Genomic DNA, 20,463 nt, shown 5'->3' on the forward strand with positions numbered 1-20,463 from the left:
TGGCAGTATGCTATGCATAGAGTATGGCCTGTACACGCCAGTTATCAGGCTGTTGTTCTTCATACATTTGAATGATCCGATACCATGAGGCACCTTGTTCATCCGCTTTTAACGCCACAACGCGTTCCACATCCTGTGGATTTCCTGCAATGTTGCTGACAGAGATCAGTCCTATTTCGTTCAGACCCGTAACACAGTCAGCACTGGCGAACTCGGCAGGCTGTGCCGTGGTATCCACCAGTCCGGCAGAAAGCAGCAGTGAGGATAAGGCAAGTGATTGTTTCATCGTCAGCTCCATTATTCGTACCCCTACACGTGGCAGGGCATTCCATCGCGATAATAAACCTCAAGCTCCCTGCTGTTGGTTTATTGTGCACAGGTAAACGCATAGGGGCGCAAAGCAATGTAAAGCTGACTAAATTTCAATCCCGTGTTATTTACGATATAAAATGGCTTGTGAATACCATTGGCCCGTTACCACGGTTTCATCAACCAGTAATACAACGTAATAATCAGCTTTAGCCGCGGCAGCTTTGGCACGAATTTCTGCCAGCGCATCATCTGGAGAGCCTCTCACCAGAGCATTGACTGTCCCCATTCGCTGTAACCCCTGGCTCTGGTCACGGCGGATTTCTTGCGGATGGTCTGCGACAGGTGGCGCGGGTTGTGGCGTCCCCTGTAGCACGCTACAGGCGCTTAAAAACATAACCAGCATCAAAGAGGCAAACCGACGCATAACTCTATCTCGTTTCCTGATAGCCATAGTGTAGTGCCTTATTAATTTCCCTTTAGGGGAATGTTCCCGAAATGTTATCTCTCGCGCGATTTTCGAATGAAAATGTTGCGAAAGCGTAACCTAGTTCTCAACATTATGAATCATTGCCGAACACATTCACTTGCGTTAAGTATTTCTCCATGGCATACCGGAAAGAAAGAGGCGACAAATGATAGAAATTGAAACACGGCAACTGGCTGGTATTCCTGTCCTGCACGCATTTCCTGCTGGTCAACACGACCTTTCACTTCCCAGCATTATCTTTTATCACGGGTTCACTTCTTCCAGCCTGGTTTACAGCTATTTTGCCGTCGCTCTGGCACAGGCCGGGTTCCGGGTTGTTATGCCCGAAGCACCCGATCATGGTGCGCGGTTCAGTGGTGATACGCAGGGTAGAATGTACCGCTTCTGGCAGATTTTGCAGCAAAACATGCAGGAATTTACGGCGTTACGTGCGGCGCTGGTGGCAGAGAATTGGATATCAGATGAACGTCTTGCTATCGCGGGCGCGTCAATGGGTGGTATGACGGCACTGGGTATTATGGCGCGATATCCCGAGGTTAAATGTGCAGCCAGCCTGATGGGTTCGGGCTATTTTACCCACCTTGCCCATACGCTTTTTCCACCTTTATTCGTGCAGACGCCAGAGCAGCAGACGGAGTTCGATACGATAATAGCTCCGCTCGCTGAGTGGGATGTGACGCATCAGTTGGACCGACTGGCCGACAGACCGCTTTTATTGTGGCATGGACAGGATGACGATGTGGTCCCGGCCGTTGAAACCTTCCGCTTACAACAGGCGTTGATTCAGGCAGGTCTGGATAAAAATCTGACCTGCCTGTGGGAAGCTGGCGTGCGCCACCGTATCACGCCAGAAGCGCTGGCAGCGACGGTATCATTTTTCCGCCAACATCTCTAAACGCGCAAAATGTTTACACCCTGCGCTTCGAGCTGTTGCAAGATCTCAGGGTTCGCATTTTTACCGGTAATCAGCATATCGATTTGATCGGCACGGCTGAATAACATACCTGCACGTTCACCCACTTTACTGCTATCGACCAGTACTACCAGTTTGCCGACTACGCTAAGCATCTTCTGTTCTGCCATCGCGGTCAGCATGTCAGTTTTATACAGCCCGTCAGCGGTAAGTCCTTTGCCGCTGGTAAACATCCAGTGCCCGGCGTACAGGCTATTCTCGCTGCCCTGCGGGCTAAGTGTGATGGACTGGCTCTTGTTATATTGCCCGCCCATGATGATTACGCTCTCATGCTCCTGGTCGATCAGATAATTTGCCAGCGGCAGATAATTAGTAATGATCTGCACCGGCTTGCCACACATTTCCCGCCCAAGCAGGAATGCAGTGGATCCACAGTTGATCACCACGCTTTCGCCTGGATTGATCAGTTGTGACGCTGCCTTGGCTATGCGTACCTTCTCGTCATGATTCTGTGCCTGGTGCAGATTCATCGGCGTCCAGCGTGGCCGCTGTTGAGTAATGGCTTCTGCGCCGTTACGAACTTTTTTAAGCTTGCCGTTTTCGTCAAGTTTGTTGATATCCCGACGTGCCGTAGCGGGTGAGATTCCTAAGCGTTCTACGACATTTTCAACGGTCACAAAGCCCAGCTGTGCCAGCATATCGAGTAGAATTTGATGTCTTTGTGCTTCAGTCATGAGCTATTCCGATACAAAATGATTTTTTAAGATGATATTTGAAATAGCCTGAAAATACTAAAGTAAATATTGAAAAATGCCGGGAAAAACCCGGCATCATAGCGATTAGAGGAAGGATTTAAACGGCAGATCCGGCTCGATTGTAAAACAGTCGTCAAAACCGCGTGGATAGTGATATTCAAAGTTATCTTTATCCAGCGGCCAGGTGAACTTGCCGCCAACCTGCCAGATAAACGGCTTGAAGCCATACTTCAACCGATCTTTTTTCATCTCCCACAGAACACGGATCTCTTGCGGATCGGCCTGGAAGTTTGACCAGATATCATGGTGGAACGGGATCACCACTTTGGTATTTAACGCTTCCGCCATACGCAGCATGTCGGAGCTGGTCATCTTGTCGGTAATGCCGCGCGGGTTTTCGCCATAGGAACCCAGTGCCACATCTATCTGATGTTCATTGCCGTGTTTTGCGTAGTAGTTGGAGTAGTGGGAGTCTCCGCTGTGATACAGCGTACCGCCCGGCGTTTTGAACAGGTAGTTAACGGCACGCATATCCATGCCGTCTGGAAGGACACCGGCCGCTTTTTGCTCGACTGGCAGTGTGATCAGCGCTGTGCGGTCAAATGCATCAAGAGCATGAATTTCAATGTCTTTTATTTTAACAACGTCACCCGGTTTCACTACGATGCAGCGTTCTTTTGGCACACCCCAGCCGATCCACAGATCCACGCAGGTTTGCGGCCCGATGAATGGTACATCGTCGGCACAGTTCTGCATGACGGCCGCAGCAACGTTAACGTCAATGTGATCGTTATGATCGTGAGTGGCCAGTACAGCGTCGATCTGGCGAATAGCGAAAGGATCGAGCACAAATGGCGTGGTGCGCAGGTTTGGCTGCAATTTCTTTACTCCGGCCATACGCTGCATCTGATGCCCGGTTTTCATCAGCGGATTACCGTGGCTCTGCTTACCTGTCCCGCACCAAAAATCGACACAGACGTTAGCCCCACCTTCTGATTTCAGCCAGATCCCGGTACAACCTAGCCACCACATGGCAAAGGTGCCTGGTGCAACCTGCTCCTGTTCGATCTCTTCATTCAGCCAGCTTCCCCACTCCGGGAATGTACTCAGGATCCATGATTCACGCGTGATGCTTTTTACTTTACTCATCGCATTTACCTTCATGTTTGTTCAAGTTGAATCAAAGTGTGATTTGTTTTGATTAATCCTGACACTATTTTTTCACGTTGGCAATGACTTGTTTTTCGCGACCAGCATCTCGGACAGAGTGTAATTACGAGGGAATTACGCGAGGTTTTATTTGGGGTATTTTATTATTTATTTGATTTTATTGCACTTAATCGTGATTTGAGTTGATGGTGATTAATCCTTTCCTGATCTATAGGAATTATTTGCGTGGTTCGTCACATTTAATCAAATTCAATCTTGTTGTGATTACTTTTGAAAATTAGAGTGAGGGTACAACATTCGGGTATCAACAAAACCCGGCAACTTCGTTTACTGGAGATCGTTATGGAGATCCTCTACAACATCTTTACCGTCTTTTTTAATCAGGTAATGACCAATGCTCCGCTGCTGTTGGGTATTGTGACCTGTCTTGGCTACATCCTGCTGCGTAAGAGCGTCAGCGTGATTATCAAAGGCACGATCAAAACAATCATCGGTTTTATGTTGTTGCAGGCGGGATCCGGCATCCTGACCAGCACCTTTAAACCAGTGGTGGCGAAGATGTCTGAGGTTTATGGCATCAACGGCGCGATTTCAGATACCTACGCCTCAATGATGGCGACCATTGAACGTATGGGCGATGCCTATAGTTGGGTAGGCTACGCCGTGTTATTGGCGCTGGCGCTGAACATTTGTTACGTCCTGCTGCGGCGTATTACCGGTATCCGCACTATCATGTTGACCGGCCACATCATGTTCCAGCAAGCGGGGCTGATTGCGGTCTCTTTCTACATCTTCGGTTACCCGATGTGGACCACCATTATCTGTACCGCGGTGCTGGTGTCGCTCTACTGGGGCATTACCTCCAACATGATGTACAAGCCGACCCAGGAAGTCACAGACGGTTGCGGCTTCTCCATTGGTCACCAGCAGCAATTCGCTTCGTGGATGGCTTACAAACTCGCACCATATCTGGGTAAAAAAGAAGAGAGCGTCGAAGATCTTAAGTTGCCTGGCTGGCTGAATATCTTCCATGACAACATCGTTTCTACAGCCATTGTGATGACCATTTTCTTTGGAGCGATCCTGCTTTCCTTCGGTATTGATGTTGTCCAGGCGATGGCGGGTAAAACCCACTGGACTATCTATATCCTGCAAACTGGTTTCTCGTTCGCGGTCGCGATCTTCATCATCACCCAGGGCGTACGTATGTTCGTTGCTGAACTTTCAGAAGCGTTCAATGGTATTTCTCAACGCCTTATTCCCGGCGCAGTACTGGCGATTGACTGTGCGGCGATTTATAGCTTTGCACCAAATGCGGTGGTCTGGGGTTTTATGTGGGGCACCATCGGCCAGTTGATCGCCGTCGGTATCCTGGTGGGTTTCGGCTCATCCATTCTGATAATCCCTGGCTTTATCCCAATGTTCTTCTCTAACGCCACTATTGGTGTGTTTGCTAACCACTTTGGCGGCTGGCGTGCGGCGCTCAAAATTTGTCTGGTGATGGGGATGATCGAAATCTTTGGCTGCGTCTGGGCGGTGAAACTCACCGGCATGAGCGCCTGGATGGGGATGGCGGATTGGTCGATTCTGGCTCCACCGATGATGCAGGGCTTTGCCTCACTCGGACTGATTTTTATGGCCGTCATGATTCTGATTTCACTGGCTTATATGTTTTTCGCAGGGCGCACATTGCGCGCTGAGGAAGATGCAGAAAAACAACTGGCAGGACAATCTGCCTAATAAGGAGTTCCGATTATGACCGTACGTATTCTGGCTGTGTGTGGCAATGGGCAAGGCAGTTCCATGATCATGAAAATGAAAGTGGATCAGTTTTTAACCCAGTCAAATATTGACCATACGGTGAACAGTTGCGCGGTGGGCGAATACAAAAGCGAGCTGAGCGGCGCAGATATCATCATCGCCTCTACCCATATCGCCGGTGAAATCACTGTTTCCGGCAACAAATATGTCGTTGGCGTACGCAATATGCTATCGCCAGCCGATTTTGGTCCAAAGCTGCTGGAAGTGATCAAAGAACATTTTCCGCAGGATGTGAAGTAAGGACGCCATATGAAATTACGTGATTCATTAGCGGACAATAACGCCATCCTTTTGCAGGCTGATGCCAGCACCTGGCAGGAAGCCGTAAAGCTGGGCGTCGATCTGCTGGTTAAGGCCGATGTTGTCGAACCGCGTTACTACCAGGCGATTCTCGACGGCGTAGAGCAGTTTGGCCCGTATTTTGTGATAGCACCTGGTCTGGCTATGCCTCATGGCCGCCCGGAGGAAGGTGTGAAGAAAACCGGGTTTGCCCTGGTTACGCTGAAAACACCGCTGGTGTTTAACCATGAAGATAACGACCCGGTTGATATTCTGATCACCATGGCGGCAGTGGATGCCAACACGCATCAGGAGGTTGGCATCATGCAGATTGTTAATCTGTTTGAAGATGAAGCTAATTTTGATCGTTTACGTGCCTGCCGCACCGCGCAGGAAGTACTGGATTTAATTGATAACGCCACTGCGGCGGCTGCTTAAAAGGAACACTAAAATGTCATTACCTATGTTGCAGGTAGCGCTGGATAATCAAACGATGGCTTCCGCGTATGAAACAACACGCCTGATTGCAGATGAAGTGGACATCATTGAAGTTGGTACGATTCTCTGTGTCGCTGAAGGCGTGCGTGCGGTTCGCGATCTTAAAGCGCTGTATCCGCATAAAATCGTACTGGCGGATGCCAAAATTGCCGATGCAGGCAAAATTCTTTCTCGTATGTGCTTTGAAGCCAACGCTGACTGGGTGACTGTGATCTGCTGTGCGGATATCAACACCACCAAAGGTGCGCTGGATGTGGCGAAAGAATTCAATGGCGATGTACAGATTGAACTGACCGGTTACTGGACCTGGGAACAGGCGCAGGAATGGCGTGACGCGGGCATTGGACAGGTTGTGTATCACCGTAGTCGCGATGCACAAGCCGCAGGTGTGGCGTGGGGGGACGCAGATATCAGCGCCATCAAACGTCTGGCCGATATGGGCTTCAAAGTCACCGTTACCGGCGGTCTGGCGCTGGAGGATCTACCGTTGTTCAAAGGCATTCCAATCCATGTTTTTATCGCCGGTCGCAGCATTCGTGATGCAGCCTCACCGGTAGAAGCTGCTCGTCAGTTCAAACGTTCCATCGCCCAACTTTGGGGCTAAGGAGCGGTTATGTTGTCGAAACAGATCCCGCTCGGTATCTATGAAAAAGCGCTTCCCGTCGGGGAGTGCTGGCAAACGCGGCTGAAGCTTGCCAGAGAACTGGGTTTTGATTTTGTTGAGATGTCTGTTGATGAAACAGACGACCGCCTGGCGCGCCTGGACTGGAGCCGTGAGCAGCGTCTGGCGCTGGTAAGTGCGATTGCCGAAACCGGTGTGCGTGTCCCTTCCATGTGCCTGAGTGCGCATCGTCGTTTTCCGCTCGGTAGTGAAGATGACGCGGTGCGTGACCAGGGACTGGAGATCATGCGTAAAGCGATCCGATTTGCTCAGGATATTGGCATTCGCGTGATCCAACTGGCGGGTTACGACGTTTACTACCAGAAGGCAAATAACGAAACGCGTCGTCGTTTTCGCGATGGGCTGAAAGAGAGCGTGGAAATGGCGAGTCGTGCTCAGGTGACGCTGGCGATGGAGATTATGGATTATCCCCTGATGAACTCGATCAGCAAGGCGCTGGGTTATGCGCACTACCTGAACAATCCTTGGTTCCAGCTTTATCCTGATATTGGCAATCTGTCGGCGTGGGATAACGACGTGCAGATGGAATTACAGGCCGGGATAGGACATATCGTGGCGGTACACGTTAAAGACACCAAACCCGGTGTGTTCAAAAACGTGCCGTTTGGCGAGGGCGTGGTGGATTTCGAACGTTGTTTTGCGACACTCAAGCAGAGTGGGTATTGCGGGCCATACCTGATTGAGATGTGGAGTGAAACGGCAGATGATCCGGCACGAGAAGTGGCGAAAGCGCGTGATTGGGTGAAAGCGCGTATGGCAAGCGTTGGTCTGGTGGAGGCGGCGTAATGCAAAAGCTTAAACAGCAGGTGTTCGATGCCAACATGGATTTGCCGCGCTACGGACTGGTGACTTTTACCTGGGGTAACGTGAGTAGCATCGACCGCGAACGCGGTTGGGTAGTGATCAAACCCAGCGGTGTTGCTTATGAGGCCATGACCGCAGACGATATGGTTGTGGTCGATATGACAGGGAACGTGGTGGAAGGGCGTTATCGTCCTTCCTCTGATACTGCGACGCATTTGGCACTGTACCGCCGCTATCCGTCGCTCGGCGGCGTGGTGCATACCCACTCAACCCATGCGACGGCATGGGCGCAGGCGGGGCTGGCGATCCCAGCACTTGGCACTACGCATGCGGATTATTTCTTTGGCGATATTCCCTGCACCCGGGCGTTAAACGAAGAAGAGGTACAGAGCGAATATGAGCTGAACACCGGCAAGGTCATCATTGAAACTCTGGGGGACGTTGAACCGCTGCATACCCCAGGTGTGGTGGTGTATCAGCACGGTCCGTTTGCGTGGGGGAAAACTGCCTATGAGGCGGTACATAACGCAGTGGTGATGGAAGAGGTGGCGAAGATGGCGTGGATTGCGCGCGGCATCAACCCATGCCTCAATCCCATTGATGGCTACCTGATGAACAAACACTTCATGCGTAAGCACGGCCCGAACGCCTATTACGGACAGAAATAAACAAAACGCTCCGGAGCTAACGCTTTCAGGGGATGTTATCGATCAGCTCCGGATGCGTTTTACTGCAAAAAAAGCCCCCAATGAAGGGGGCAAGTCAAACTGTGGCAATGTTCTCGTTGGTTATTTCTGGATAGCTAGCGATAAATATCCGCGCTGGCGCGCATATTTCCGTTACTACCTGGCTCCCTGGTGAGGATTACGTGGTAGTAGGTAGCGCCTTGAGCATCTGTTTCTTCATTCAGGGCCTGATTGGCTTCACTTTCAGTGGCGAAGTTATGGTTTATGTAAATTACGCCTAAGCTCTGCACATCATCCATATTTCTGGCCTGATGATTGTCAATCTTGATGGCTGCTGTTGCACTTGCACTGAGCAAAAGTACAGCCAGAAGGGTCAAAACACGGGCTCGCATATGTACCTCCTCGACTGCGGTCTCTGGTTCGCTTTCTCCTGTGAGTAGATAACTTCTGATTTAATTTTAACCGTTACCGACGGAGTCGATAGCGACCATTTCTGATGCAGTTGTTCAAAAAATTACCGCATGCCTGTCTTTCCTTTAATTAACAGTTAGCTGATGTCTACCGCTGTGGTTAAAAATTCCTGTTTTCCAGGCATAACCTCTTACCAAATGGTCAATTTAACCGAATGAGTACGCCGTCTATAGTGAGCTGAAAAATAATATAACTTTATGATTATAAGGCAAAAACTTATGGATACTTCATTCATGGATTTCAGCTATTTCCTGATTATGTTTATGGTTGCGCTGGTAGCAGGTTTTATTAACGTAGTGTCGGGGGGCGGTGGGTTTCTCTCTATTGGCGCATTGTTGATTTCCGGTTTGCCGCCGGCCAACGCATTGGCGACCAATAAAATTCAGGCGTTGGGCAGTTCGCTCACCTCCGGGATTTATTTTTTACGCCGAGGGCATATCAATGTTCAGGAACACAAATATGTATTTTTATCTGCCTTTATTGGTTCTGCGCTGGGCACCACATTAATCCAGTTTATTGAGCCGGACCTGCTAAAAAAGTTGCTGCCGGTACTGATTATCGCCGTCGCCATCTATTTCATATTTGCCCCTAATCTCAGTGAACCGAAAAGAAAACAGCAGGTGTCACTGCTTCTTTTTTCACTTATCGGCGGTGGGTGCGTGGGTTTTTATGATGGGTTTCTTGGCGCTGGGGCCGGCTCTTTCTATACGCTCTGCTATATCCTGCTTTGGGGATACAGCATAGATAAGGCGCAAATCCACTCTAACTTTATTAATCTGGCATCGAACATCGCCTCGATTTTGTTTTTTATCTTCGGCGGTAAAATGATCTGGTCGCTCGGGCTGGTCATGTTCGTGGGACAATCCCTCGGTGCGCGCCTGGGGGCCACGGTGGTGCTGACGCGAGGAAAGAAAGTCATCAGACCGATGATTGTGATTGTCTCCATTTGCATCAGCGTCAAAATGCTGCTGGATATGTATTAATGACGCCATGATAAATAATCGAACAATCGCCTTGTGTTTGGCTGTAGGCGCAAGTATGATTACGCGTCAATTTTTCAGCCGACCTTTAACACGTTCCTTGCCTCCCCGGGCCTCGGCTGACCCAGACAGGAGGCTGAATAATCCGTAAGGAGCAATTCGATGCGTCATTACGAAATCGTTTTTATGGTCCATCCTGACCAGAGCGAACAGGTTCCGGGTATGATCGAACGCTACACTGGTGCAATCACTGCAGCAGAAGGCACGATCCACCGTCTGGAAGACTGGGGCCGCCGTCAGCTGGCTTACCCGATCAACAAACTGCACAAAGCTCACTACGTTCTGCTGAACGTTGAAGCGCCGCAGGAAGTTATCGATGAGCTGGAAACAAACTTCCGCTTCAACGATGCCGTTATCCGTAGCATGGTAATGCGTACTAAGCACGCTGTTACCGAAGCATCTCCGATGGTTAAAGCGAAAGACGAGCGTCGTGAACGTCGCGATGATTTCGCAAACGAAACCGCAGATGATGCAGATGCTGGGGATTCTGAAGAGTAATTTCTGATGACCAACCGTCTGGCGTTGTCCGGCACCGTGTGCAGGGCTCCCCTTCGAAAGGTCAGTCCATCAGGAATTCCTCATTGCCAGTTCGTGCTTGAGCATCGTTCTGTGCAGGAGGAAGCCGGTTTTCACCGGCAGGCATGGTGTCAAATGCCCGTTATTGTTAGCGGACACGAAAACCAGGCCATTACTCACAGTATAACGGTCGGTAGCGCAGTGACCGTTCAGGGGTTCATTTCTTGCCATAAGGCAAAGAACGGCCTGAGCAAAATGGTTCTGCATGCCGAGCAGATTGAATTGATAGATTCTGGAGACTAGCCATATGGCACGTTATTTCCGTCGTCGCAAGTTCTGCCGTTTCACCGCGGAAGGCGTTCAAGAGATCGACTATAAAGATATCGCTACGCTGAAAAACTACATCACCGAAAGCGGTAAGATTGTCCCAAGCCGTATCACCGGTACCCGTGCAAAATACCAGCGTCAGCTGGCTCGCGCTATCAAACGCGCTCGCTACCTGTCCCTGCTGCCGTACACTGATCGTCATCAGTAATCGGTCACGGTCCATTAATACGACTTTGAGAGGATAAGGTAATGCAAGTTATTCTGCTTGATAAAGTAGCAAACCTGGGTAGCCTGGGTGATCAGGTTAACGTTAAAGCGGGCTATGCTCGTAACTTCCTGGTACCACAGGGTAAAGCTGTTCCTGCTACCAAGAAAAACGTTGAATTTTTCGAAGCGCGTCGCGCTGAACTGGAAGCCAAACTGGCTGACGTTCTGTCTGCTGCTGAAGCTCGTGCTGAGAAAATCAACGCACTGGAAACCGTAACCATCGCGTCCAAAGCGGGCGATGAAGGTAAACTGTTCGGTTCCATCGGTACTCGCGACATCGCTGACGCTGTAACTGCAGCTGGCGTTGAAGTGGCTAAGAGCGAAGTTCGTCTGCCGAACGGTGTTCTGCGTACCACTGGTGAGCACGAAGTGAGCTTCCAGGTTCACAGCGAAGTGTTTGCTAAGCTGACTGTAAACGTAGTTGCAGAATAAGTTTTTATTCTAAAAACCGCGTAAAAGCGCCGGCCCTGTGCCGGCGTTTTGCTTTTCTCCCCCTCCTGTTTTTCGCTCTGGCTATTCTTTATCCTTTTCGGGATAATCGTAAAAATAAAACATTATTTCAAAGTGGTGATGGAATGGAAACAACGCACCAACCTCTGTTTGCGCGTAAAAACGTAGTCTATCTGAGCGCGGCGTTCTGCTGCCTGCTCTGGGGAAGTGCCTATCCGGCGATAAAAAGCGGGTATGAGATCTTCCAGATTGCCACGGATGACATTCCGTCGAAAATTGTCTTTGCCGGATACCGCTTCTTGTTTGCGGGATTATTACTACTGTTGCTGGCTATGATGCAGCGTAAACCTATCGGCAGGTTAAGCCCACGCCAGTTTGGACAGCTCACGCTGCTGGGACTGACGCAGACCTCACTGCAATACATCTTCTTTTACATCGGTCTGGCGTTCACGACGGGTGTGAAAGGCTCAATCATGAACGCTACTGGCACGTTCTTTAGCGTACTGCTGGCCCACTTTATCTACCAGAACGACAAGCTGAGCTACAACAAGGCGCTGGGCTGTATCCTGGGCTTTACCGGTGTGATGGTGGTGAACTTTAACAGTGGCCTGATGGACTTTAGCTTTAGTCTGTTAGGGGATGGCTCGGTGGTGCTGGCAGCCTTTATTCTCTCTGCCGCCACGCTTTACGGTAAACGTATTTCTCAGACAGTGGATCCGACGGTGATGACAGGCTATCAACTGGGGATAGGCGGTCTGGCATTGGTTATCGGGGGCTATGCTTTCGGTGGGACGCTGACCGTACACGGTTCGTCTTCGGTGGCGATTCTTGGCTACCTGACGCTGCTCTCTTCGGTGGCGTTCGCATTGTGGAGCATCTTGCTCAAATACAATCGTGTAGGGATGATCGCTCCGTTTAACTTTCTTATTCCCGTTTCGGGAGCGGTGCTGTCGGCGATCTTCCTCGGCGAGAATATTCTGGAGTGGAAATACGCGGTTGCGCTGGTGCTGGTCTGTTCGGGGATTTGGTGGGTGAATAAGGTCAGTAAAGTGCGCAAACCACAGAATGCCTGATAACGTGGCCCTTATCAGGCCGATGCCAGTCCGGGTGAGGCATTGACGTCGCCACCCGGACTAAAAATTACCGTGCGCGAATAAAGCTGCCGTTGGGTTGGCGGGTAAACAGCACCTGCTGACCATTACCGGTATCGATAGTTAAACCCGTCACCACTCCATTGGCATTCTGCCTGATCTGTATCATCTGACCATTTTTCAGATTACTCAGCGGTTTTCCTGCCCCCTCGACCTGTGCCATAGCATACACATCGGTTGGTGGAAGGTTATGATCGCGGAATACCTGCGCCAGCGTTTTGCCTGAATCTACGCGATAGGTGCGCCATTGCTGGTCAATCCCGCTATCCTGCTGAAAAGGCTGCGTCTGGGGCTGAGATTGTTGAGCCTGCGGCTGTACGTCTGGTTCTCCTTCCTGGATCGGTTCCGGCGCAACCGGAGCGACCTGGCCAGGATCGTTTTGCGGGGCAACCAGCTGTGCCTGAAGCTGAGCCTCAGTCGGCGGCTGTGATTGCGACTGGAAATCCAGTTGTGCATCACGTGTGACCACTGGAGTATCGCTGGAGTCATTAGAAGGGAGCAGGAAACCTATCACCAGCACGATTGCAGCAGCAATGATGCCACGGCGATGCATAGGCGGTAGCGGGTCCATAATGCGAAAATTGTCCGGTGCATGCCAGATTTTCGCCAGGGTTGGTTTTAATTCAAAGCGCCCGGGCATGGCTTTCCTCCTGCTCCGCTTATCGTTCCTCGATCATAGAGTATAGATGGCTAACGCTATGATGTTCGTCATAATACCCTTCATGTTTCGCGTTGCCGGTGTGTTGGCTGCTCTCACTCACCCTAATTACTTATAAATGTAAGCTTATCGGGATTCGTTCGCCTGCCTGCACTCGAATTTTTCAGGGTATACATCCGCTTTCGTGATATGGATGCGGAATATAGCCATTGTTTCTTTTTCCTCGCGATTTGTCATCTCTTCCTGATACAAAGTTTTACCGGATGCGGCATGGCTGATATGCTGCCCGCTACTTTACATCCGATGAAAGGAAATATGATGGCCACCCCGACTTTTGACACTATCGAAGCGCAAGCAAGCTACGGCATTGGTTTGCAGGTTGGACAGCAACTGAGCGAATCCGGTCTGGAAGGGCTGTTACCTGAAGCGCTGGTCGCTGGTATTGCTGATGCGCTGGAAGGCAAACACCCAGCTGTGCCTGTTGACGTTGTGCACCGCGCACTGCGTGAAATCCACGAACGTGCGGATGCGGTACGTCGTGAACGTTTCCAGGCTATGGCCGCCGATGGCGTCAAATATCTGGAAGAAAACCGTGAGAAAGACGGTGTGAACAGCACTGAATCCGGTCTGCAGTTCCGTGTTCTGACTCAGGGTGAAGGTGCAATTCCGGCGCGTACCGACCGCGTACGTGTGCACTATACCGGTAAACTGATTGACGGTACTGTGTTTGACAGTTCTGTCGCTCGTGGTGAGCCGGCTGAATTCCCGGTTAATGGCGTGATCCCTGGCTGGATTGAAGCGCTGACCCTGATGCCGGTGGGTTCCAAATGGGAACTGACTATTCCTCAGGAACTGGCTTATGGCGAGCGTGGCGCTGGCGCGTCCATTCCTCCGTTCAGCACGCTGGTGTTCGAGGTTGAGCTGCTCGAGATCCTGTAAGCAGTGACTTCTGTTCCCCTCAGGGTTGAGGGGAGCGGAAAATTAGTTTTAAAACCTATAGTTGTAATAGTATCGATATTTTATCTTGCAAATGACGTTCTTGCGTGTATTTTTGTGAGCTAATTCGCGGTATCAGAGTGATATGACACTCACTTTAAACATTAAATTAACATTATATCTAAATCTTAGTATTCATCCCGCCGATTCTTACCTAATATCGATGAGTCCTGCTAACGGGATCGTCGTATCATAGACACATTAAAGGCCGTAGAGCCTGAACAACACAGACAGGTACAGGAAGAAAAAAACATGGTAGATCAGGTAAAAGTCGTTGCCGACGAAGAGGGTTCGTCTGAACAGTCGCTACGGCGCAATCTCACAAACCGTCATATTCAACTTATTGCAATCGGTGGTGCCATCGGCACGGGCCTGTTTATGGGCTCCGGAAAAACCATCAGTCTCGCCGGACCGTCGATCATCTTTGTATATATGATCATCGGTTTCATGTTGTTTTTCGTGATGCGGGCAATGGGAGAACTGTTGCTTTCGAATCTCGAATACAAATCCTTCAGCGATTTCGCCTCTGACCTTCTAGGGCCATGGGCTGGGTATTTTACCGGCTGGACCTACTGGTTTTGCTGGGTAGTTACCGGGATGGCGGACGTTGTCGCCATTACGGCTTATGCGCAATTCTGGTTCCCTGGACTCTCTGACTGGGTTGCTTCACTGGCAGTGATCATTCTGCTGCTGAGTCTCAACCTCGCCACCGTCAAAATGTTCGGTGAGATGGAGTTCTGGTTTGCCATGATCAAAATCGTCGCCATCGTTGGACTGATTGTTGTCGGTCTGGTGATGGTACTGACGCACTTCCAGTCGCCAACCGGCGTTGAAGCGTCGTTTACGCACTTATGGAATGATGGTGGCTGGTTCCCGAAAGGTCTGAGTGGTTTCTTTGCTGGCTTCCAGATAGCGGTGTTCGCGTTTGTGGGTATCGAGCTGGTGGGAACGACAGCTGCGGAAACCAAAGACCCGGAGAAATCTCTGCCGCGAGCAATTAACTCGATTCCGATCCGTATTATCATGTTCTACGTTTTCGCGCTGATCGTGATTATGTCTGTAACACCGTGGAGCTCGGTTGTTCCAAGCAAAAGCCCGTTCGTTGAGCTGTTTGTGCTGGTAGGGCTACCGGCAGCGGCGAGCCTGATTAACTTTGTGGTTCTGACCTCTGCTGCGTCTTCTGCGAACAGCGGTGTGTTCTCAACCAGTCGTATGCTGTTTGGTCTGGCGCAGGAAGGCGTAGCGCCTAAAGCGTTCGCCAAGCTGTCTAAACGTGCAGTACCGGCGAAAGGTTTGACGTTCTCCTGTATCTGCCTGCTGGGCGGCGTAGTGATGCTGTATGTTAACCCGAGTGTGATTGGCGCATTCACCATGATCACCACCGTATCAGCGATTCTGTTCATGTTTGTCTGGACCATTATTCTTTGCTCGTACCTGGTGTACCGCAAACAGCGTCCGCATCTGCATGAGAAATCGATCTACAAGATGCCGTTAGGCAAGCTGATGTGCTGGGTGTGCATGGCGTTCTTCGTGTTTGTACTGGTACTGCTGACGCTGGAAGAGGATACCCGACAGGCACTGATCGTAACGCCGCTGTGGTTCATTGCACTGGGGCTGGGCTGGCTGTTTATCGGTAAGAAACGCATGGCTGGCGTACGCTAATAAAAAAAGAGCCGCGATGCGGCTCTAATATTCCGTAAAACAGGGCGCTCTCAGGCGCCCTTTTTATTCACCAGCGAGGGCACGCGGGAACAACACATTGTTTTCCAGACTGATGTGCTCCATCAGGTCGTCGATCAACTCGTTAATGCCGTTATACATGGCTTTCCAGGTGGTGCAGGCTTCTGGCGGAGGCGTCACATTGTTGGTGATGTGCTTGATCACTTCTACCAGTTCACCGGCATCGTCGTGCTCGCTTTCCATCACGCTGATAGGTCCCATCGCCTGGCTACCCATTCCCTGTTTAATCATCGGGAACAGGATCTGTTCTTCTTTCATCATGTGGCTGGACAGTTCTTCATGCAGCATGGTCAGGTTCTTTGCCAGACCGCGTGGTACGTTAGGTTTGTCTGCATGAACGCGTTCAACTTTAGTGGCTTGCAGGATCAGTTCCGGCAGTTGTTCGCGGTGGCGGTCGTGATAACGAACGATGATATGGTCGATGATTTCTGCCAGCGCTACGGTGCGCCAGTCTTTCTCCAGCGGTTGTTCTGCCAACTGTGCGAGCTGTGCTTCGATAGTTTCTACATCCAGCTCTTTACGTGCGGCAGCGCGTGCCAGCGTTTGCTTACCGCCACAGCAGTAATCCATATCGTATTTACGAAACAGTGCCGAAGCGCGAGGAATAGAGAGCGCCAGTTCACCTAAAGGTTGATCGCGATAAGACATAGCCGTTACCTCATTCTCAATAATATAAGGTGCATTTTAAATGCAACTTATAGAGAAGGATATAACCCTTTCGGGGCAGAGGATTATGTGATGGTTGTCACGAAAATTTCTTATCTCTTTAACATGCTGAATCTTATTGAAAAGGGGAAAAACGGCGAAAAAAACCGCGTCACAAGATTAAATAAGCGGACGCGGCTGCCGATAGTTAGACCTCAGACAATACCTGCATAATAAAAAGGCAACAGATGTTCAAACGAATCAAAGTGATAACCTTACTTATCACCGTGTTACTCGCCCTGGGCGCAATGCAGCTCATTTCCGCAGGCGTTTTTATTGGCGCGCTCAATAACGACAAGCAAAACTTTAACGTGTCTCAGCTTTCCAGCCAGAATGTGGCCGAGTTTACTGATGCCTGGATTAGCCTGAACCAGGCTCGCGTCACGCTCAATCGGGGTATGCTGCGTTTGCAAGGGACGATGGCGAATGAAATTAACGGTGGCCAGTTGAAGGAACTGGTGAATACAGCAAATCGCCTGCTGAATGATGCCAAAGATCATTACGATAAATACTATGCCTTGCCGGAAACGCCGGGTCTGGATGAGCATCTGGCTGACCGGCTCGAAGAGCAGTACGGCATCTATTCTGCAACGCTGGCAAAAATGAATGCGCTGCTCGCTGAAGGCAAACTGGAGGAGATGTTTAAACAGAATGCTGAGCAAAAGCAGACGGCGATGCAGGGGGTTTATCAGGAATGGCGCGCTGCGCAATCTGCTCTGGCAAATGCTGGTGTACAGGATAACGAGAAGGACTATCAGAAGATTATCTGGCTATTGTCCGCGGTGATGCTGATCGTGATAACCGTTATTGTCGTCAGCTGGATAGCCATGCAACGCGTACTGCTGAGGCCACTCCATGAGGTAATTGGGCACATCCGCCATATTGCCGCTGGCGATCTGACCCACGGTATCAGCGCCGAGGGCAGTAATGAAATGGCGCTACTGGCGCGTAATGTCCGTGATATGCAACAGGCGCTGGCAAACACGGTTGGCGTCGTACGCGATGGGGCAGATACCATCTATACCGGCGCGGGGGAAATCGCTGCGGGTAGTAATGATCTCTCTTCTCGTACTGAACAACAGGCCGCCTCTCTGGAAGAGACGGCTGCCAGTATGGAGCAGCTTACCGCTACCGTGAAACAGAATGCGGACAATGCGCGGCAGGCAACCAGTCTGGCAAAAAATGCCTCACAGACGGCGCAGAAAGGTGGCGCTGTGGTCGATGGTGTGGTGCGCACTATGGATGAGATCGCCACCAGTTCGAGTAAAATTGCGCAAATTACCAATGTTATCGACGGTATTGCCTTCCAGACCAATATTCTTGCACTGAACGCGGCGGTAGAAGCGGCGCGAGCCGGTGAGCAGGGGCGCGGTTTTGCTGTGGTAGCAGGAGAAGTGCGTACGCTGGCGCAGCGCAGCGCCCAGGCGGCGAAAGAAATTAAGGCGCTGATTGATGATTCCGGTAACCGGGTCAACGCCGGTACTGCGCTGGTGCATGAAGCCGGTGAAACGATGGCGGAAATAGTCAGTGCCGTCAGCCGGGTGACTGACATCATGGGTGAGATTGCATCCGCCTCAGATGAACAGAGTCGGGGTATTGATCAGGTAGGTCAGGCGGTTGCTGAGATGGACCGCGTGACGCAGCAAAATGCCTCGCTGGTGGAAGAGTCTGCTTCTGCCGCTGCCGCGCTAGAAGAGCAGGCTGCACGCCTGAATCAGACGGTGGCGGTGTTTAAAGTTTAACGTCTGCTCCGGCCTACAAGAAAATATCCTGTAGGCCGGATTAGCGCAGTACTATCCGGCTCATTATGATGGTGAAACTGCGACGACACTTGGTTTTTCCGGTTTGGCCCTGACGGCGACCACCACACCCACAACCAGCAGCACGATGCCACTCAGGGTCAGCAGCGGCGGCATCTCCTGGCGCAGAATAAAGGTGTAGAGCAGGCCCGCCAGCGTTTCAAAGACAATCAGCGGCCCGAGGATCACCGTTGGTAACTTCTGACTGGCGACGTTCCAGCACAATGCTCCCACCCACGAACACAGTACCGCAATGGCGACCATCAGACCGATAAACACGCCCGGACGTGGGCCGAAGGGCAGAGAGAAATCTGGTGTTTGTCCATTTAGCCACAGACAGGCCGCAACGTATCCCAGCAGGGAGACGGGAAGCGTTACCAGTGCCTGCGCTGTTGCCCACATCATTGGATGCTTATCGGGATTCTCTCGCAGCCAGCGGGCATTACGTAGCGCATACCACGCCCAGCACACTACGGAAACCAGCGCCAGCGCGATACCGGAACCGTATCTCCAACCGCTAAAATCAGGCAGTCCCTGATTCAGCTCAGAAATATTCACGCACAGCAGACCAATGCCGATTAGCACCAGGGCAGGGGCTAAGCGCCACCACGATAATTTGCCATCACGTTGACTGTAGAGCAGGTTGGCGAATACCGGGATCACCACCGGTAATGTGCCAATGATCATTGTTGAGACCGGCGCGCCGGTGCGCTGAATCGCACTGGCCAGGCAAACGTAATAAATCAGGTTACCCATCATCGTCAGCGTCAGTGCGGTCATCCAGTCTTTACGCGCCAGCTGGAGCAGACGTCCGCGGCCCAGCCAGGCGATCGGCAGGGCGATCAGTCCCAGCGCCAGATAGCGTCCCATCGACTGCAATACCGCTGGATAATCCGGCACGATCAGCGGCCCGACAAAAATTAATCCCCACATCAGCCCGGCCAGCAGGGCATACAACACACCGCTAATCATTTTTGACATCCACATCGCTTAACATTGCGAGCAGTGTAGGCAGGCAAAATGGCCACGTATTGTATGAGATTGCGCATTAGCGCGAAAAAACCTGTTTCTGGTAGCGTACAGGCGTAATGCCGTAACGATGAGTAAATGCGCGGGTGAGATGCGACTGGTCGGTCAGGCCAGTCGCTGCGGCGACATCTGCAGCGGGCATGCCGTGAGTAAGAAAACATTTGGCACGCCACAGGCGGATCGCCATCAGCATCTGGTGTGGCGTGACGTGGAAATGAGATTTGAACTGGCGCTGAAAATGCCAGGGACTCAGCGAGGCAACGCGGGCCAGTTCGTCGAGCGTCACCGGGTGCATGTAGTTGTCGTGTAGATATTCGCGTACGCGCTCAAAGCGATGGGCGCCTTCCAGTTGTACCGGCGCATGACGGGCCAGAGGCTGGAATGTATCAATCAGATCGAGCAGTAACCCTTTTTGCGCCAGCGGATCCTCGGTATTCCACAGGCCGTGGATAAGTGAACAGATCTGGTACGAGCGTAGCGGATCGTGGCGCGTAACATCATGAAACCACCAGTGGCGGATCCCGGTGATGTCTTCCAGAAGGTCGGGTTCGAGGTAGACCATCCGATAGCGCCAGCCGTCGGCGGTTGCCGCCTCACCGGTGTGCAGCTCATCAGGATTCATGGTGACGACGGAGTGGGCAGGAGCAACGTGCTGCGTACCGCGATAGCGAAAACGTTCTGCACCCGCTTCAATCGCGCCTATGCCAAACGCTTCGTGGGTATGTGGTTCAAAGGCATAACGGGAGATGTGCGCATGATACAACTCAACGCCCGGAACCTGCGCCAGATGGCGAAAGCGGGCGCTGTCTTTCTCATCAATGAACTGCTCAGGTACACCTTGCACGTTTTCTCTCCCCACGCATCGTCTTTCATTATCAGAGAGGATACGTGGGGATGCCACCATAAT

General features: G+C 51.3%; 25 protein-coding genes. 16 read left to right on the forward strand and 9 right to left on the reverse strand.

Annotation, left to right across the window (positions count from 1 at the left end; all coding sequences use genetic code 11):
- Positions 1–10: 10 nt before the first annotated feature.
- Entirely contained in the window at positions 11–286 is a 276-nt protein-coding gene (yjfN, locus tag AACS05_RS01855) for a DUF1471 family protease activator YjfN (protein WP_136345327.1), read from the reverse strand.
- A 147-nt stretch (positions 287–433) separates the two neighbouring features.
- On the reverse strand, positions 434–763 hold the full coding sequence (gene bsmA, locus AACS05_RS01860) for a biofilm peroxide resistance protein BsmA (RefSeq protein ID WP_071828881.1): 330 nt from the start codon (positions 761–763) through the stop codon (positions 434–436).
- A gap of 181 nt (positions 764–944) precedes the next feature.
- On the opposite strand from bsmA, the gene yjfP reads away from it, so the two are divergent.
- Complete coding sequence (gene yjfP / locus AACS05_RS01865; RefSeq protein ID WP_045438988.1) at positions 945–1,694, forward strand: esterase; 750 nt, start codon at positions 945–947, stop codon at positions 1,692–1,694.
- On the opposite strand, the gene ulaR is transcribed toward yjfP, so the two are convergent.
- Together ulaR and ulaG are read right to left on the reverse strand one after the other, a co-directional pair.
- Positions 1,691–2,446, reverse strand: a complete 756-nt coding sequence (gene ulaR, locus AACS05_RS01870; RefSeq protein WP_045438991.1) for an HTH-type transcriptional regulator UlaR — start codon at positions 2,444–2,446, stop codon at positions 1,691–1,693. The genes yjfP and ulaR overlap by 4 nt on opposite strands.
- A gap of 105 nt (positions 2,447–2,551) precedes the next feature.
- Positions 2,552–3,616 carry an L-ascorbate 6-phosphate lactonase gene (gene ulaG / locus AACS05_RS01875; RefSeq protein ID WP_045438994.1) on the reverse strand — a complete coding sequence of 355 codons (1,065 nt, stop codon included), beginning with the start codon at positions 3,614–3,616 and terminating at the stop codon, positions 2,552–2,554.
- A gap of 363 nt (positions 3,617–3,979) precedes the next feature.
- Between ulaG and ulaA the strand changes: the two genes are divergently transcribed.
- Genes ulaA through AACS05_RS01905 form a run of 6 tightly spaced genes read left to right on the forward strand, consistent with a single transcriptional unit; the run spans position 3,980 to position 8,389 of the window.
- On the forward strand, positions 3,980–5,377 hold the full coding sequence (gene ulaA, locus AACS05_RS01880; protein ID WP_045438997.1) for a PTS ascorbate transporter subunit IIC: 1,398 nt from the start codon (positions 3,980–3,982) through the stop codon (positions 5,375–5,377).
- A 15-nt stretch (positions 5,378–5,392) separates the two neighbouring features.
- Positions 5,393–5,698, forward strand: coding sequence for a PTS ascorbate transporter subunit IIB (gene ulaB, locus AACS05_RS01885; RefSeq protein WP_045439008.1), 306 nt, complete (start codon positions 5,393–5,395; stop codon positions 5,696–5,698).
- Between the two features lie 9 nt (positions 5,699–5,707).
- On the forward strand, positions 5,708–6,175 hold the full coding sequence (gene ulaC / locus AACS05_RS01890; RefSeq protein WP_045439010.1) for a PTS ascorbate transporter subunit IIA: 468 nt from the start codon (positions 5,708–5,710) through the stop codon (positions 6,173–6,175).
- 13 nt (positions 6,176–6,188) lie between these two features.
- Positions 6,189–6,839, forward strand: coding sequence for a 3-keto-L-gulonate-6-phosphate decarboxylase UlaD (gene ulaD / locus AACS05_RS01895; protein WP_045439012.1), 651 nt, complete (start codon positions 6,189–6,191; stop codon positions 6,837–6,839).
- Between the two features lie 9 nt (positions 6,840–6,848).
- Positions 6,849–7,703: an L-ribulose-5-phosphate 3-epimerase gene (locus tag AACS05_RS01900; RefSeq protein WP_045439014.1), complete on the forward strand. Its 855-nt coding sequence runs from the start codon at positions 6,849–6,851 to the stop codon at positions 7,701–7,703.
- The gene (locus AACS05_RS01905) at positions 7,703–8,389 is read left to right on the forward strand and encodes an L-ribulose-5-phosphate 4-epimerase (protein ID WP_045439017.1); all 687 of its coding nucleotides are present in this window, start codon (positions 7,703–7,705) and stop codon (positions 8,387–8,389) included. The genes AACS05_RS01900 and AACS05_RS01905 overlap by 1 nt, the downstream gene beginning before the upstream one ends.
- Positions 8,390–8,523: 134 nt before the next feature.
- Here the strand turns inward: AACS05_RS01905 and yjfY are convergent, their stop codons facing one another.
- Entirely contained in the window at positions 8,524–8,799 is a 276-nt protein-coding gene (gene yjfY, locus AACS05_RS01910; protein ID WP_045439020.1) for a DUF1471 family protein YjfY, read from the reverse strand.
- A gap of 297 nt (positions 8,800–9,096) precedes the next feature.
- Here yjfY and AACS05_RS01915 point away from each other — a divergent pair, with 297 nt between their 5' ends.
- The 6 genes from AACS05_RS01915 to AACS05_RS01940 all read left to right on the forward strand — a co-directional run bounded on the left by AACS05_RS01915 (position 9,097) and on the right by AACS05_RS01940 (position 12,551).
- Positions 9,097–9,861, forward strand: coding sequence for a TSUP family transporter (locus AACS05_RS01915; protein WP_045439023.1), 765 nt, complete (start codon positions 9,097–9,099; stop codon positions 9,859–9,861).
- 159 nt (positions 9,862–10,020) lie between these two features.
- Complete coding sequence (gene rpsF / locus AACS05_RS01920; RefSeq protein WP_006686337.1) at positions 10,021–10,416, forward strand: 30S ribosomal protein S6; 396 nt, start codon at positions 10,021–10,023, stop codon at positions 10,414–10,416.
- Positions 10,417–10,422: 6 nt separating this feature from the next.
- Positions 10,423–10,737, forward strand: a complete 315-nt coding sequence (priB, locus tag AACS05_RS01925; RefSeq protein ID WP_006686338.1) for a primosomal replication protein N — start codon at positions 10,423–10,425, stop codon at positions 10,735–10,737.
- A gap of 4 nt (positions 10,738–10,741) precedes the next feature.
- The gene (gene rpsR, locus AACS05_RS01930) at positions 10,742–10,969 is read left to right on the forward strand and encodes a 30S ribosomal protein S18 (protein WP_000135199.1); all 228 of its coding nucleotides are present in this window, start codon (positions 10,742–10,744) and stop codon (positions 10,967–10,969) included.
- Positions 10,970–11,010: 41 nt separating this feature from the next.
- On the forward strand, positions 11,011–11,460 hold the full coding sequence (gene rplI / locus AACS05_RS01935; protein WP_003025676.1) for a 50S ribosomal protein L9: 450 nt from the start codon (positions 11,011–11,013) through the stop codon (positions 11,458–11,460).
- Between the two features lie 143 nt (positions 11,461–11,603).
- Entirely contained in the window at positions 11,604–12,551 is a 948-nt protein-coding gene (locus AACS05_RS01940; protein WP_045439029.1) for a DMT family transporter, read from the forward strand.
- A 67-nt stretch (positions 12,552–12,618) separates the two neighbouring features.
- Here the strand turns inward: AACS05_RS01940 and AACS05_RS01945 are convergent, their stop codons facing one another.
- A complete protein-coding gene (locus AACS05_RS01945) occupies positions 12,619–13,269 on the reverse strand; it encodes an OapA family protein (protein ID WP_045439032.1) in 651 nt (216 codons plus the stop codon).
- Positions 13,270–13,605: 336 nt separating this feature from the next.
- On the opposite strand from AACS05_RS01945, the gene fklB reads away from it, so the two are divergent.
- A complete protein-coding gene (gene fklB, locus AACS05_RS01950; RefSeq protein ID WP_045449404.1) occupies positions 13,606–14,226 on the forward strand; it encodes an FKBP-type peptidyl-prolyl cis-trans isomerase in 621 nt (206 codons plus the stop codon).
- Positions 14,227–14,535: 309 nt separating this feature from the next.
- Positions 14,536–15,945, forward strand: a complete 1,410-nt coding sequence (gene cycA / locus AACS05_RS01955; RefSeq protein ID WP_045439035.1) for a D-serine/D-alanine/glycine transporter — start codon at positions 14,536–14,538, stop codon at positions 15,943–15,945.
- A 63-nt stretch (positions 15,946–16,008) separates the two neighbouring features.
- On the opposite strand, the gene ytfE is transcribed toward cycA, so the two are convergent.
- Complete coding sequence (gene ytfE / locus AACS05_RS01960; protein WP_045439037.1) at positions 16,009–16,671, reverse strand: iron-sulfur cluster repair protein YtfE; 663 nt, start codon at positions 16,669–16,671, stop codon at positions 16,009–16,011.
- 245 nt (positions 16,672–16,916) lie between these two features.
- Between ytfE and AACS05_RS01965 the strand changes: the two genes are divergently transcribed.
- Positions 16,917–18,470 (forward strand): methyl-accepting chemotaxis protein, encoded by a 1,554-nt coding sequence (locus AACS05_RS01965; protein WP_045439045.1) that lies wholly within the window; start codon positions 16,917–16,919, stop codon positions 18,468–18,470.
- 63 nt (positions 18,471–18,533) lie between these two features.
- Here the strand turns inward: AACS05_RS01965 and AACS05_RS01970 are convergent, their stop codons facing one another.
- Positions 18,534–19,499: a DMT family transporter gene (locus AACS05_RS01970; RefSeq protein ID WP_045439048.1), complete on the reverse strand. Its 966-nt coding sequence runs from the start codon at positions 19,497–19,499 to the stop codon at positions 18,534–18,536.
- Between the two features lie 76 nt (positions 19,500–19,575).
- On the reverse strand, positions 19,576–20,400 hold the full coding sequence (locus AACS05_RS01975) for an AraC family transcriptional regulator (protein ID WP_045439051.1): 825 nt from the start codon (positions 20,398–20,400) through the stop codon (positions 19,576–19,578).
- Between the last annotated feature and the right edge of the window lie 63 nt (positions 20,401–20,463).

It is taken from the genome of Citrobacter sp. S-77 (assembly GCF_963864895.1).
GTDB lineage: Bacteria > Pseudomonadota > Gammaproteobacteria > Enterobacterales > Enterobacteriaceae > Citrobacter > Citrobacter murliniae.